Source organism: Aerococcus christensenii (genome assembly GCF_001543105.1).
In the GTDB taxonomy this organism is placed as follows: Bacteria; Bacillota; Bacilli; order Lactobacillales; family Aerococcaceae; genus Aerococcus; species Aerococcus christensenii.
Genome location: NZ_CP014159.1, coordinates 820770 through 835146, shown reverse-complemented (window position 1 = coordinate 835146; position 14377 = coordinate 820770). Strand labels below are relative to the sequence as shown.

13 protein-coding genes are annotated in these 14377 nt (G+C 38.5%); 2 read left to right on the top strand and 11 right to left on the bottom strand.

What is annotated here, in order from left to right; all coding sequences use genetic code 11:
* Positions 1-119 precede the first annotated feature (119 nt).
* The 8 genes from AWM71_RS03940 to purB all read right to left on the bottom strand — a co-directional run bounded on the left by AWM71_RS03940 (position 120) and on the right by purB (position 7356).
* Positions 120-1313: a hypothetical protein gene (locus AWM71_RS03940; RefSeq protein WP_060776751.1), complete on the bottom strand. Its 1194-nt coding sequence runs from the start codon at positions 1311-1313 to the stop codon at positions 120-122.
* 38 nt (positions 1314-1351) lie between these two features.
* Positions 1352-2536 (bottom strand): metal-dependent hydrolase family protein, encoded by a 1185-nt coding sequence (locus AWM71_RS03935; RefSeq protein WP_060776750.1) that lies wholly within the window; start codon positions 2534-2536, stop codon positions 1352-1354.
* 368 nt (positions 2537-2904) lie between these two features.
* Positions 2905-3147, bottom strand: coding sequence for a DUF2871 family protein (locus AWM71_RS08655; RefSeq protein WP_082632748.1), 243 nt, complete (start codon positions 3145-3147; stop codon positions 2905-2907).
* Positions 3148-3289: 142 nt separating this feature from the next.
* On the bottom strand, positions 3290-3955 hold the full coding sequence (locus tag AWM71_RS03930; RefSeq protein WP_060776749.1) for a hypothetical protein: 666 nt from the start codon (positions 3953-3955) through the stop codon (positions 3290-3292).
* Positions 3956-4137: 182 nt separating this feature from the next.
* A complete protein-coding gene (locus AWM71_RS03925) occupies positions 4138-4518 on the bottom strand; it encodes a TetR/AcrR family transcriptional regulator (RefSeq protein ID WP_158320032.1) in 381 nt (126 codons plus the stop codon).
* A 260-nt stretch (positions 4519-4778) separates the two neighbouring features.
* Entirely contained in the window at positions 4779-5213 is a 435-nt protein-coding gene (locus tag AWM71_RS03920; protein WP_060776747.1) for a hypothetical protein, read from the bottom strand.
* A 176-nt stretch (positions 5214-5389) separates the two neighbouring features.
* Positions 5390-5797: a recombinase family protein gene (locus tag AWM71_RS03915; protein ID WP_060776746.1), complete on the bottom strand. Its 408-nt coding sequence runs from the start codon at positions 5795-5797 to the stop codon at positions 5390-5392.
* A gap of 263 nt (positions 5798-6060) precedes the next feature.
* Positions 6061-7356, bottom strand: coding sequence for an adenylosuccinate lyase (purB, locus tag AWM71_RS03910; protein WP_060776745.1), 1296 nt, complete (start codon positions 7354-7356; stop codon positions 6061-6063).
* A 240-nt stretch (positions 7357-7596) separates the two neighbouring features.
* On the opposite strand from purB, the gene AWM71_RS03905 reads away from it, so the two are divergent.
* Positions 7597-8883, top strand: a complete 1287-nt coding sequence (locus AWM71_RS03905) for an adenylosuccinate synthase (protein ID WP_060776744.1) — start codon at positions 7597-7599, stop codon at positions 8881-8883.
* A 142-nt stretch (positions 8884-9025) separates the two neighbouring features.
* On the opposite strand, the gene groL is transcribed toward AWM71_RS03905, so the two are convergent.
* The 3 genes from groL to AWM71_RS03885 all read right to left on the bottom strand — a co-directional run bounded on the left by groL (position 9026) and on the right by AWM71_RS03885 (position 12131).
* Positions 9026-10651: a chaperonin GroEL gene (gene groL, locus AWM71_RS03900; protein WP_060776743.1), complete on the bottom strand. Its 1626-nt coding sequence runs from the start codon at positions 10649-10651 to the stop codon at positions 9026-9028.
* Positions 10652-10701: 50 nt separating this feature from the next.
* Complete coding sequence (locus tag AWM71_RS03895; RefSeq protein ID WP_060776742.1) at positions 10702-10971, bottom strand: co-chaperone GroES; 270 nt, start codon at positions 10969-10971, stop codon at positions 10702-10704.
* A 524-nt stretch (positions 10972-11495) separates the two neighbouring features.
* Positions 11496-12131 (bottom strand): redox-sensing transcriptional repressor Rex, encoded by a 636-nt coding sequence (locus tag AWM71_RS03885; protein ID WP_060776740.1) that lies wholly within the window; start codon positions 12129-12131, stop codon positions 11496-11498.
* A gap of 253 nt (positions 12132-12384) precedes the next feature.
* Between AWM71_RS03885 and AWM71_RS03880 the strand changes: the two genes are divergently transcribed.
* Entirely contained in the window at positions 12385-14340 is a 1956-nt protein-coding gene (locus AWM71_RS03880) for an ABC-F family ATP-binding cassette domain-containing protein (protein ID WP_060776739.1), read from the top strand.
* The last annotated feature ends 37 nt before the right edge of the window (positions 14341-14377 follow it).

Genomic DNA, 14377 nt, shown 5'->3' with positions numbered 1-14377 from the left:
TAAAAAGCGTAATAACCTTTCCAATAGGGGGGCGGCCCTTTTGGTGGAATTCTCTATCAAAAAAGGAGATGTCCGACTAAACGGCTCATCTCCCTTTTCCTTGTATGCAAAAACATCCCTTAGCCTAATGCACCCAGCATTGGTGATAAGATTCCCGCCAACACAACAGAGGCAATAGAAACAGTAATAAACCCAGCTACTAACATTTGCGGTTGTATGCGCTCTAAGATGACCTGTCGTTCTTCGTGGTTAGTGGATAAAGCATTAGACACTTCAATAGGAACAATATAAGTCCCTGGGAAACCAAAAAGAGCGGAAATTCCAATTCCCATAGCTAACCAAGGAGACACATTTAGTCGCTTCCCTGCTAAACTTGCAAAAATGATAATGCCAATCGTTCCCAATACTAACGTCACTAAAATAATTGGCAATAATTTTAAAAGAACATCTACTGTCGCACGAGATAATCCACTGATCACAACCACCGTTAAAGCCGCCATAGAAATACCATAAGAGTTGGCCTTATTGATTGGCTTAGCTTCCAATAAACCTACTTGATGGGCGATCACCCCAAAAATAAGAGCAAGAATATTTTGATCGAGTAAGTTATATCCCACCATGGCTTTGATGCTTTGAGAGAGTAACACTGCTAAAGCAGCAACAAAGCCCAGCTTAGCTAAATACCATTCATCAGATTTCAATTCTTCATAAATATCCCCAATCATGTGTTTTTGGGATTGTAATCCATTATCAGAAGGAAGAGGCGGCAAGGTACCTTGACGGTAAGCAGTCAAAATATTTTGTCCTTCTCTTTTTAAGACATAAGAAGCAATAGGATACCCTACAAATCCTTGAACGACAACTAAAAGTGAAGCCAAAATTTGTAATTCAGGTTGTCCAATACTTGCTGCTGTTTGCCCCATCTGTATGCCAGCAATGACTCCCCCAGCAATAGGAGGCGCAGCAGTAAAGGCAGCCTTAGGGCCCACAATCAATTGCCCTATGCCCACAACAAACACAACAATACCCACAATCGCCGTCAAAGCAACAATCACCACACGCCATTGGTCTAGTAACTGTCGAATATTCATAGAAGTCCCCAAATGAACTAAAAGTGGAGGAATCAGCATCGCTCCAAAAGCTAACAGGGTCGAATCCGCAAATATAGAGCGAGGCAATCCAAAAGAAAAACCAATCACAAAAATTGCAGATACGGAAAAAAGCATAGAAACAATACTTTTGGTCTTCACAGCGATCATATTGCCAATCGCAATTACAATCATAATTACAGTAAAAGCATAAATAGGTTTCATAACATCACTTCCCTCTTAAACTAGCCTTCTCTTCGCCTTTAAAATTGGCGAACCCCTTTTTTATAAACGGCTTTATCTATTTCTTGAACAGCCTTAATATCAACTAAAGGATTATGTTTTAAGACTAAAAAGTCCGCATATTTCCCTGTTTCTAATGAGCCATAGTCTTTATCAATACGCATAAATTCAGCTGAGGCATAAGATGTCATCAAAGCTTGGTAGGGCGTCCGATCAAGTAATTCTACCATCAATTCCAATTCTACTGGCGTCATCTCAAACCCATTAAAAGGTGTGCCTGCATCCGTTCCTAAGCCCATCTTAACGCCTGCGTCCCAAGCTTTTTTCAAATTAGCTAATAAATCGTCTAAAGCATTGGCTGCTTTCACAACTTGAAAAGTAGGTAAAGTGGCTTTCCCTTTCGTGGCAATAATCCAGTCTGCCACAACAGTTGGATTGACATGTGTGCCTTGTTCAATCATCTTTTCAATATCTTCATCATCACAATAGAAGCAATGTTCAACCCCATCTACTCCTGCTGCAATTGCATTTTTGATTCCTTGAGGACCTTCCGCGTGTGCAGATACTGTCCGTCCCTTATGATGAGCTTCTGCAACTGCTACCCGCATCTCTTCTATTGATAACTGAGGTTGAAACATATGATCGTCTTCTGTCATCACCCCACCTGTCGCCATCAACTTAATGGTTTGTGCGCCGTTCTTCATGCCTTGCCGAATAGCATGTCTCATTTCGTCTGGAGAATCTACTAAGCAAGAAAAGTTGGGCATATCGCCATGTCCACCTGTCATAGAGTAAGCCCGTCCTGACGGCATAATCTCTGGTACTTGGCTGATTTTCCCTTCACGTTCCAATCGCGCCATCGTAATATCAATATCATAAGTGGCACCACATTCACGAATATAAGTCACACCAGATTTTAAGCAGGTATGAAGATTTTTGAGTGCTAACACACTGGCTTCTATTTCATTGACAGCTAAGCCTGAATCCAAAGCATCAGGATCCATCGTCATATGCGTGTGGGCATTAATCAATCCTGGCATCACATACTTGCCCTTTAAGTCCACGACAACATCCGCTTGAGGGGCTTTGCCACTTCCCATCGCTGTAATTCGCCCACTGGTGTTATCTACGACAAACCACCCGTCTGTAATGAGTGCTTCTTCTTTTCCATTAAAAATATTAGCTCGTTGATACAATGTTGTCATGCTTCTCTCTCCTTTATTCCTTTTATTTCTACGTTTCATTCAACAGCTAACACTTTGTGTTAGTTAGAGCTATTTTAGCACAACTTAAGATAGAATTGCCAGATTATTTTAAATAAATTAGCAATTTTGACAAGTCTTCCTTGTGCTTAAGCATCCCACTCTCTTCTTTGAAACAAAACTATTTCTTTACAGATGATTGTCACGCTTCCCCTATCAAGTAATCAAAAAGTTCTTATAACCACATCGTTTTACAAAGAAAAAACAGTTTTTATCCCTAATCATTCGATTAAAAACCATAAACTGAGGGAAAGAAGGCTAAACATTTGCTTTTTTATTTTATACATCTTCATGTGTGCTTTTTCTAAGTACTAGTAAAAGCACACAATTCCGATTCCTTCTATATATATATGTCCTATCCCTGCAACATCAGATAGCGTTGAATGGACTTCTTTTAAGATTTCAACCCCTAATGCCTGTACCACTCCACGTACTAACATAGTGACAGAAAGAAGGGATAAACCCATGTTATAGAGTTTGATAAAGATAGGAAAAATCCTTTTCTGCTCCCAATCAGTATTGACATCACATAAAGCAACAAGAAGGAATACTATCGACCCTCAAATAAAAAGATACGAATGTCCCTTTTTCAAACTGGTTGGTCTTATAAAACCATTCCGTCAATTCTTGATAAAAAGCGCCAGAAATCATCGCCGCTATGGCATCTCTTACTACTCAATTTAAATATTTTTTCATTTAATCTAACTCCTTGTTCATGGTTTTATAGCCAATCCACACTGCCCATACATATGCGCACGTCTTGGGGATCATTAAAGCCCCTATAGGAGGTAACTGCTCTGAAAAAAGCACCACCGGCAGATAAAAAATAAAACTAAGCAATATGGTCAGCCAAATCCATTTAAAATGGTCATCCTTATTGGCTTTAACAGATTTATAGAATAAAGTCATTATGCACCCCCCTAACAAAACAAAGGGAATATTTCTGTAAATCCCCCATACTAGAGGTGGATGGGCACTTAGCCATTCATTTTGAGGCAATACAACTAATAGTATTCTTATTAGAGAAATCCCCCACACCATCCCTGTAAGTACATGTCTTCCCCTCATCTGATAACGTTCACGCCAGACATAATAAAACAATAAATAAAAGAGGGTCATCGTCACTGATGTCACACACTTCCCTATTCCCAACGCTGAAGAATAATACGCTAATCCCGTAGTATTAAGAGCAACCGCTCTTGGGAGAAGATGAAAAGCATCCCCTATACCAAGCACAACTGCCATCACTCCATATAAAAAGAACTGTCTATTGCTTTTACTCTTTTTGATCATCTTAATGCCTAAAAAAATCACCATTGACAAATAACACACATCAAACACTGTCTCAAAAATGGCTTGCATTGCTATTTTCCCTTCTTTCTTTGAACTTTTATAATAATAGAAATAGAGAACACTCTTTCTTTGTACCAAGAGAGAGAAGGCTTATTAAAATAAATTCAATAAAGTCCTCTTCAGAAAATTTCTCACTAAATGTCCCTACTCTTACATGCTTATCTGCTCTTAACGCCTTCAACAGCCTTTGTCTAGTCAACGAAAAATACCGCTGCATTGTCCGTGTGTCCCTTCTGTTTCTCTTTCGATGACAAGCTGAGGGAAGGGATGGTAAAAAAATGAGGATAGCGCTGAATTCCCTGCTTAATGCGTTCAAAACAACTCTCAATACATACAGAGAACTCCCCTTCCTTTGATTCTTGCTCACACCATCTAAAGATATCCTCCCAGACGCTCTCAATTGTTGCAATGATTAACTCTTCTTTCGAAGGAAAATGGTAATAAATTGAACCTAATGCAACGTCACATCGCTTAGCCACTGTTCTCATATTAACTGCTAGTAGTCCTTTCTCAGGAACAATTTGTCTACACATTTTCAGAATATTTTCACTCGAAGTCGCTAATTTCTTCACGTCATCCCCTCCATTCTCATGTTGAACATTGTTCATTTTAGATTGTAGTCCTTTCAATCCACGCTGTCAATTCTCATGCGTCCCCCTTTCTCAACACTCATTACCAGCAGTATAAAATAAGCTCAATTGTAACACTCATACAAACCTTATCTGATAAAAAAATTTCTGCCATTTTCCAGCACACCTGTCCCCTATCATCTACTTCACCCTATAAAAAAGATGACCCAGTTTTCAAACCAAGGTCATCTTTAAGTGATTAACTACGATTTTATAGCTCTAATTAATTCTTCTTTCGACGGATTATTCGGCATAGACTGGTCAATTAAGCCATCAGTTGCAATTGCCTTACCCGCTTCAACCTTCACACTTCCAATCTTACTATCACCATTCTTGAAAGTCACTGTCTTTGGAGAATGCTTAGACGGTGTCAAAATACCTATCGGCACAGACGTATGCTTTTTCGGATTAGTTAACTTACCCGTATCTTTATCAACATCATACGTTGTAGTAATAGTCTTTTTTCCCTCATGCGTCACTTGCTTATTGCCCACTCTTATTACACGATCTGTTGGATCAACCTTTTCTTCTTTTCTGCTATCAACATCTGTTGTAAGCCCCGTAGATTTATTCACTTTATACGTGATTATATCTATCTTATAGCCGGTCTGACCAGCAATTTTTTCTTTTCGAGTCATAAAAGCTGCTCCTCTACTATTAAATTTAGAGTATATAGAAGGTTATGATGTCTTATAAGGTAGGGTTTAATATACACGTTATATTGTATATAAAGTCCTTTTGTTCCAAAATAGATCTTAGAAAAATTGAGCACTAGAGGGATTATCTTGCCAAAATAGAAAAATAGAAGCGTATATTAACCCCTAGATTTATTTACAAATTTTTGGATTCTTCTTGCATGTAGCCACTTAGCAAACGTACTATGCGAAACAGAAAGCATTTCTGCCCCCTCACGCAAGTTTACCTGTCCACGCTGCCACTTAATCGCCACAGCATAAAAATTATCAGGCATATCAATCTTTGTCCTACCAAACACTACACCTTTTTGTCTGGCAATTCGAATTTCCTCAGCCGACTTCACAAACAGCTCATCCTCACTTTTAAGCCTGCGCATAAGCTTTACATAACTTTCCCTATGAAAATCCTTACCTGACGCCTTATCCGCATAAATATTCTTTGCTTCTACTCCAGCATTTTTAAAGCAACAAGTTTGTCTATCAATACACTGCTCTTTCGTTGACACACGAACATATCCATAACGCATAATGTTTCCTCCTACATGAATATAAATGGTAATTCAAAGAAGACAACATTAGTTTAACTATAAAAATTACTAACTTCGTAGTAAGCATAAACTAAAAAAGTGCTTTATGTAAACTTTTTTAGTTCTTTGTTATCCCCGGTAACAAAATATTAAATAATGACTTCACTCTCTCTTTTAAAAGATTTCCTGGCCTCTTTTCCTTCAAAAAATCTAAAAACTCCCCTTTTACTATCTTCAGTAAAAGAGGAGTCGTTCTAGCCCAATTAATCTAAACCTACACGATGATAAATTTCATCAATTCGACGTAAATGATACATAGGGTCGAAGGCGTCTTCTAACTCTTCTTTAGAGAGTTGTTCTGTAATCGCTGGACAATTCTCTACTAACTCTTTGAAAGAGGAAGATTCATTCCAAGATTGAGCGGTTAACGGTTGAACCAAATCGTATGCTGCTTCCCTGGACATTCCTGAGTCAATCAATTTCAGTAATACGCGCTGACTAAAAATTAAATCATGCGTAGCATGCATATTACGAGTCATATTCTCTGGGAAGACTGTTAAATTCTTCAAAATACGGCCAAATCGATTTAAGATATAGTTCAATAAAATCGTTGTATCTGGCAGAATGATTCGTTCAGCAGAGGAATGCGAAATATCACGCTCATGCCAGAGGGAAACATCTTCATAAGCAGTGATCATATGACCCCGAATAACCCGTGCAAGGCCGGTAACATTTTCACTACCGATAGGATTGCGTTTATGAGGCATCGCACTGGAGCCTTTTTGACCACTTGCAAAGTATTCTTCAGCTTCTCTGACTTCTGACTTTTGCAAGTGACGAATTTCAGTCGCAATATTTTCAATACCTGTGGCAATAAGCGCCATCGTAGCAATATATTCAGCATGCAAATCTCTCGGTAAAACTTGGGTTGAAATTTCTTGTGGGCGAATCCCTAAATGTTGGCATACATAAGCTTCTACCTGAGTAGGAACATTTGCAAAAGTGCCAACTGCCCCAGAAATTTTACCCGCTTCTACCCCCTTAGCAGCGTGTTCAAAGCGTTCGCGATGACGTTTAAATTCACTATACCAACGTGCAAATTTTAAACCAAACGTCGTAGGTTCTGCATGTACCCCATGTGTTCTTCCCATACAGAGAGTGGTTTTATATTTCAAAGCGCCCTCTTTCAAAATATCCAAAAAACGGTCAAGGTCTTGACGTAACACGTCATTGACCTGTTTTAATTGATAACCGTATGCCGTATCTACAACATCTGTAGAGGTTAACCCGTAATGCACCCACTTCTTTTCTTCTCCCATTGATTCAGACAAACACCGGGTAAAAGCTACAACATCATGTTTCGTCTCTTTTTCAATCTCTAGGATACGATGAACGTCAAATTTTGCATGATCCCGTACAGCTTGTGCGTCTTCTTTCGGAATTTCCCCTAATTCTGCCCAAGCTTCAACCGCTAAAATTTCTACTTCTAGCCAACTTTGATATTTATTTTGATCTGACCACAAAGCCGCCATTTCTGGTCGGGTGTAACGACTTATCATCTCTCATCCTCCATTAACCATATTTTATCTAAGTTTTCACTCAGATCTTCTTTATAAATGTATGCTAATTTTATTTTTTATTCAAGTTTTTCCTTATCTTTCTCCTTAAAAGTTACTTTCTCTTAAAAAAATAAGTAAAGTACTAAGAACTTGCGGTATAATAATGTAGTGGTCCCCTTGTGGGATTCTAATCTTTAGTATTGCGTCTTAACGTAGACTGTAAAAAAAGGAGAATAAATTATGACATCGGTTGTTGTTGTAGGAACACAATGGGGGGACGAAGGTAAAGGGAAAATTACTGACTACCTCAGCAAAAACGCTAATATTATTTCACGTTATCAAGGTGGGGATAATGCAGGACATACTGTTCAGTTCAATAATCAGACCTTTAAATTACATCTGGTTCCTTCTGGAATTTTCGCCTCTGATAAATTAAGTGTGATCGGAAACGGCGTCGTTTTAAATCCAAAATCTTTACTCGAAGAATTAGATTATCTTCATAAAGCAGGTATTTCCACAGATAATCTACGTATTTCAGAAAGAACACAAGTGATTATGCCTTACCACCGTTTAATTGATCGTTTAGACGAAGAACGTAAAGGGGATAATAAAATCGGAACCACCCAAAAAGGAATTGGGCCAGCTTACGTCGATAAATACGCACGAATCGGTATTCGTATGGGAGATTTAATCGACCCTGAAACCTTCCGTGAACAACTCAAAGCTCACTTAGACGTTAAAAACGAATTGCTCACCAAATTCTACGGTGTAGAACCTCTTGATTACGAAAGTATGTTAGAAGAATACACTGCTTATGGTCAACAATTAAAAGCTTATGTAACAGATACTTCCTTATTGCTAAATGACGCTTACGAAGAAGGCAAGAACTTATTATTTGAAGGAGCACAAGGTATCCTCCTAGATATCGACCATGGAACCTATCCATTCGTTACTTCTTCGAATCCTGTCGCAGGTGGCGCAGCAACAGGCGCTGGCATTGGACCTACACGTCTCGATACAGTTATCGGCGTATGCAAGGCTTACACTTCTCGCGTAGGTGACGGTCCATTCCCTACTGAACTCTTTGACGAAATTGGAAACCGTATCCGTGAAATTGGTCATGAATATGGAACAACTACTGGTCGTCCACGTCGTATCGGCTGGTTCGATGGTGTGGTAGTTGCTCACGCTCGCCGCGTATCCGGAGTAACCAAACTCGCCTTAAACTGCTTAGATGTTTTAACCGGATTAGACGAAATTAAAATCTGTGTAGGTTACAAACTTCCAGATGGCACAATCAGCCGCTCCTACCCAGCTAACCTTCGTCTTCTTAACCAATGCACACCTGTTTACGAATCCTTACCAGGTTGGCAAGAAGATATCACAGGATGCACACATTTCGATGATCTTCCAGAAAATGCCAAAGCTTACGTTCATCGTATCTGTGAAGTAGTTGGCGCACCCGTTGCTACCGTATCCGTTGGCCCAGATCGCGAACAAACTTTAATTTTAGATCACATTTGGTAATTCATTCTTTCAATGGGTTCACCTAATATTAGAGATTTCCAATAAAAAGAAAACCTCTCCAGGATGACTGGGGAGGTTTTTTCTCTGCCAAATTTGATAAAAAATCTCCCTCATTAAGAGAGAGATTTTTTAGAGTTATTTATTAATACATGCCTGGAGCTTGTGGGGCCATACCTGCATCATCTTTTTCAGGTTTTGGTTGATCTGCCACAACAGCTTCAGTCGTTAAGATTAAGCCAGCAACAGAACCTGCATTTTGTAAAGCAGATCTTGAAACTTTTGTAGGATCAACGACACCATCTTTAATCATATCTACCCATTGACCACTTGCTGCGTTGTAACCTACACCAAGTTCTTTTTCATGAATATGTTCAACAATAACAGAACCTTCTAAGCCAGCATTTTCAGCAATTTGGCGAAGAGGCATTTCTAAGGCACGACGAACGATATCAGCACCAGTTGCTTCATCTCCGCTTAATTGATCTACTAAAGCAGCTACACGAGGTTGAACGTTCATATAAGCAGTTCCACCACCAGCAACAATACCTTCTTCAACCGCTGCACGTGTAGCGTTCAAAGCGTCTTCAATACGTAACTTACGTTCTTTTTGTTCAGATTCCGTTGCGCCACCGACACGGACAACAGCCACGCCGCCTGCTAATTTAGCTAAACGTTCTTGTAATTTTTCACGGTCATAATCAGAAGTGCTGTCTTCGATTTGTTTCTTAATATGTGCGACACGTTGTTCGAGTTGTTCTTTGTTTCCTTTACCTTCTACAACAGTAGTGTCATCTTTGGTGATCGTTACACGACCAGCTTGACCTAATTGTTCAAGAGTGGTGTCTTTCAATTCTAATCCAAGGTCATCTGTAATAACTGTACCACCTGTTAAGATAGCTAAGTCTTCTAATTGAGCTTTCCGACGGTCACCAAAACCAGGAGCTTTCACAGCAACCACATTAAAAGTTCCACGAATCTTATTCAAAACTAAAGTTGGAAGAGCTTCCCCTTCAATATCATCAGCAACAATTAATAAAGCTTTGCCCTTTTGAACAATTTTTTCAAGTAAAGGTAAAATATCTTGAATATTGGTAATCTTTTTATCTGTTAACAAGATATAAGGATCGTCTAAGGCAGCTTCCATCTTGTCATTATCTGTTACAAAATATTGGGAAAGGTAACCGCGATCAAATTGCATCCCTTCTACAACTTCCAAAGTGGTATCCATAGATTGAGATTCTTCAACGGTGATAACACCATCTTGACCTACTTTTTCCATAGCATCTGCAATTAATTTACCGATTTCTTTATCGCCAGATGAGATAGCTGCAACATTCGCAATGGATTCTTTAGATTCTACAGGAACAGAAATTTCTTTTAAGCCATTAACTGCTTCCCGAATAGCTTGGTCAATCCCACGACGAATACCTACAGGATTAGCCCCAGCAGTAACATTCTTAAAGCCTTCATGAACAAGTGCTTGAGTCATAATAGTAGCGGTTGTCGTTCCGTCCCCAGCAACATCATTGGTCTTAGAGGCGACTTCTGCGACTAATTTTGCTCCCATATTTTCAAAATGATCTTCTAATTCAACATCTTTCGCAATAGTTACTCCATCATTGGTAATTAATGGAGAACCAAAGCTCCGTTCAAGAACTACATTACGTCCCTTAGGTCCAAGCGTTACTTTAACCGTATTCGCCAACTTATCAATACCGTTTACCAAAGCTTGTCTTGCATCACTTGAATATTTAATATCTTTAGCCATTTTATCAATCTCCTTATCTCAATGAAATAACTGAAATTTTCTAAGATCTATTATTCTACAATCGCTGTTAAATCTTTTTCTTTAACGATGAGATATTTTTGACCCTCATACTTCACTTCACTCGTCGCATATTTTTCAAAAATAACGTGATCGCCCACTTTAACTTGTGGCGTATAGTCTTCAGTAGCTTCACTAACTGCAACTACTTCTCCAATCTGAGGTTTTTCTTTAGCTGTTGATGGGAGAACAATTCCTGAAGCCGTTTTCTCTTCTTCTTCCTTCACTTGGATAATGACACGTTCATTTAATGGTTTTAACATTCGTACCCCTCCATTACATTTATTCTTTAATTAGCACTCTATCATTTCAAGTGCTAACCTACATTTCTTATAGTATCTCAATTAAATAAATATTGCAAGTTATATGTTGACTTTTTTTGACGTTCTTAAGAAAAACTTTTCTTTTTCCCTCAAAAAGCACTTAGAGTCTTGCATTTTTTCAAAAGTTTAGCTAATCTAAATCTAAATGGAGGGATCATGTGTCAAATAAAATTATTATTCACAATATCATCATACGATTAGTTTTTGTTGCATTTACATTAGTCTGGGCGGTATACTCTGTTACCCATACAGGATGGGGGATTAGCCTAGTCTTTTTGTTATTTATCGCAGCTACTCAACTTTATTCAGCTTGGCAAATCGCTAGCCTATACCTCGATCGTATTCAGAAAAATAAACTATAAAAATTTCCCTTTCTATTAAGAAGAGGAAACCTATCTATTAACAACAAAAAGCAGTCGAATTTCAGATAGAAATGAAATTCAACTGCTTTTTAAATCATTTTTTTATCGATTATTTTTATCGTTCGTTCCAATAAAATAGATCAATGTTTGTAATTCATTCGCCAAGTCTACATTTTGAACATGAACACGGTTACCCACATCCAAAACAATTGGTGTAAAATTCAAAATTCCTTTAATTCCAGCATCACATAAATTATTGGTTGTTTCCTGTGCAACACTATCTGGCACTGCTAAAATAGCAATCGTAATATCCATATCTTGCATAATCGTCTTTAATTCACTTAATGGATAAACAGGAACTCCACTATGCACACGACCAACAATTTCTGGATTAACATCGAAGGCTGCGCCTATGCGAATGTTATTCGTCCGTTTAAAATTATAATTCAATAAGGCATTCCCTAAATTGCCCACACCTATTAAGGCAACAGTTGTTAAGCGATCTTGATACAATTGTAAACTAAAGAAATCTAATAATTCATCAACATCATACCCGTATCCGCGCTTCCCTAACGCTCCAAAGTGAGAAAAATCACGACGAATCGTTGCCGAATCTACCTTAATAGCTTCACTTAATTCACTAGAAGAAATTCGTTTTTTTCCCATATTCTTAAATCGACTAAGATAGCGATAGTACAAAGGAAGACGCTTAGCAGTAGCACGTGGAACCTTTGCCATCTTTCCACTTCCTTTCACAAGTCGTTAGTTTAATTGTAGCATTGTCACAAAGGAAAATAAAGCAGTTTGTGAAGTAAGTCATGAGTTAAAACATGTATTTCGTGCACTGTTCTTTGTTCTTTTAGTTTAGAGTTTAGCTTAAAAAGGATGCAATTTTAGTAGTTTCCCCTATCTCTTCTAAGTATTCGATACATCTCTTGAACAAATATGATAAACTAAAGGGAACGCTAAATAACCAGAAAGGAACTCAGTAATGATTATCTTACAAGCTTCTAACCTAGCACGATATTTCGGATCAGATACTTTATTCGAATCGGTCAATTTGACCATTCAAAATAATAGTCGAATTGGCCTAGTTGGAAGAAACGGGGCCGGAAAATCTACCCTCTTAAAAATGCTCACAGGATTAGAAAAGCCTGATCAAGGAACCTTATCCCGTCAAAAAGAAGTTTCTATTGCTTATATGGATCAACACGCTGCCATTTCTGCCAGCTCACTGACTATTTATGAAGAAATGCTTTCTGTATTTGCTAAAGAACTTGAACTCCTCAAACAAGCTGAACAATTAACAGAGCAAATTGCGCAAGTTAGTCAAAGCGGCGACCAAGAAAAATATGAACAAATTCTCAAGCAATATGATCGCGTACAAGAACTTATCCATACCAGCAATGCCTATAGTATTGATTCTGAAATTCGAACCGTTCTTCACGGTTTTCATTTCCCAGAAGCCGATTATGACAAACCACTTGCCCAATTATCAGGAGGCCAACGCACACGTCTTGCTCTCTGTAAAGTCTTACTAGAGAAGAAAGACATTCTCATTCTTGACGAACCAACCAACCATTTAGATATCGAAACTCTCTCTTGGTTAGAGGGTTACCTACCAAGTTATCCAGGCGCCCTTTTAATCGTTAGCCATGACCGTTATTTCCTAGATGCTGTGACTAAGGAAACCTATGATATGACTAATCACACCATCCAATATTATAAGGGCAACTACTCTTTTTATCTTAAAGAAAAAACTACTCGATTAATGACACAAACAAAAGCCTATGAAAAGCAGCAAAAGAAAATTGCTAAATTAGAAGACTATGTAGCGAGAAACTTAGTACGCGCTTCAACAACCAAAATGGCCCAAAGTAGGCGCAAACAATTAGAGCGCATGACCAAAATTCAAAAGCCTCAAGTGGACGATAAAAATCCTCGCATCCATTTTTCATGTGATAAAGAAAGTGGAAATGTGGTTCTCACGGCTGATCAATTAGGCATTGGTTATGATGATTCGACTCTCTCCTACCCTATCGACTTCCAAATTCGAAAGCAAGATGCCATCGCCATTGTAGGACCTAATGGTATTGGAAAATCTACCCTTTTAAAAACCCTTATTGGTCAGCTTGAACCGCTGCGTGGGCAATTCACGTATGGGAAAAATGTCACCATTGGCTACTATGACCAAGCACTTGCCCGCTTACATAAAGGCAAAGACATTCTCCATGAACTATGGGACGATCATCCTACAATGAATGAAGGTGCCATAAGAAGTGTCTTAGGTAGCTTCTTATTTACAGGCACTGACGTTGAAAAATCTATAGACATGCTCAGCGGAGGAGAAAAAGCCCGCCTAGCTTTGGCAAAACTAAGTTTTGAAAAAGACAACTTCCTTATTCTTGACGAACCAACTAACCATTTAGACATCGACTCCAAAGAAGTCTTGGAAAATGCCTTAATTGAATATGACGGCACCCTGCTCTTTGTCAGCCATGACCGTTATTTTATTAATCGTATCGCCACCCAGGTCATTGAAATTGGCGAAGAAGGCTCGACAATATATCTTGGCGATTACGATTACTACATCCACAAAAAATCTGAACAAGAAGAACGCTTAGCTCTCGAAAAATTAGAATTAGAAGAAAAGACTCAACCCAACCCTTCAGCTTCTGAAGAGAATTCCTATCAAAAATCAAAAGATTTGCAACGACAAAAGCGTAAAATTGAACGGCAAATTGAAAGTCTTGAGCAAGAAATCGAACATCTCGACCAAACGATCCAAACCATTCAAGAAGAAATGGTCCAACCTGAAGTCTTAGAAGATTATGAGCGTTTGAACCAACTCAATGAGCAATTATCACTTTCAAAGCAGCAACAAGAAGACTGTATGCAGGAATGGGAAGAAGCCCAAGTCACTTTAGAAAGTTTTCAAAACGAATAAAAAATCACTTACCCACCAAAATGTGGGTAAGTGATTT

Excerpts from the sequence above, each read along its gene's own strand:
- purB (WP_060776745.1), bottom strand. The coding sequence starts at position 7,356 with ATGATAAGTCGTTACACCCGACCAGAAATGGCGGCTTTGTGGTCAGAT.
- AWM71_RS03880 (WP_060776739.1), top strand. The coding sequence starts at position 12,385 with ATGATTATCTTACAAGCTTCTAACCTAGCACGATATTTCGGATCAGAT.
- groL (WP_060776743.1), bottom strand. The coding sequence starts at position 10,651 with ATGGCTAAAGATATTAAATATTCAAGTGATGCAAGACAAGCTTTGGTA.
- AWM71_RS03935 (WP_060776750.1), bottom strand. The coding sequence starts at position 2,536 with ATGACAACATTGTATCAACGAGCTAATATTTTTAATGGAAAAGAAGAA.
- AWM71_RS03905 (WP_060776744.1), top strand. The coding sequence starts at position 7,597 with ATGACATCGGTTGTTGTTGTAGGAACACAATGGGGGGACGAAGGTAAA.
- AWM71_RS03895 (WP_060776742.1), bottom strand. The coding sequence starts at position 10,971 with ATGTTAAAACCATTAAATGAACGTGTCATTATCCAAGTGAAGGAAGAA.
- AWM71_RS03920 (WP_060776747.1), bottom strand. The coding sequence starts at position 5,213 with ATGACTCGAAAAGAAAAAATTGCTGGTCAGACCGGCTATAAGATAGAT.
- AWM71_RS03940 (WP_060776751.1), bottom strand. The coding sequence starts at position 1,313 with ATGAAACCTATTTATGCTTTTACTGTAATTATGATTGTAATTGCGATT.
- AWM71_RS03885 (WP_060776740.1), bottom strand. The coding sequence starts at position 12,131 with ATGGCAAAGGTTCCACGTGCTACTGCTAAGCGTCTTCCTTTGTACTAT.
- AWM71_RS03915 (WP_060776746.1), bottom strand. The coding sequence starts at position 5,797 with ATGCGTTATGGATATGTTCGTGTGTCAACGAAAGAGCAGTGTATTGAT.
- AWM71_RS03930 (WP_060776749.1), bottom strand. The coding sequence starts at position 3,955 with ATGCAAGCCATTTTTGAGACAGTGTTTGATGTGTGTTATTTGTCAATG.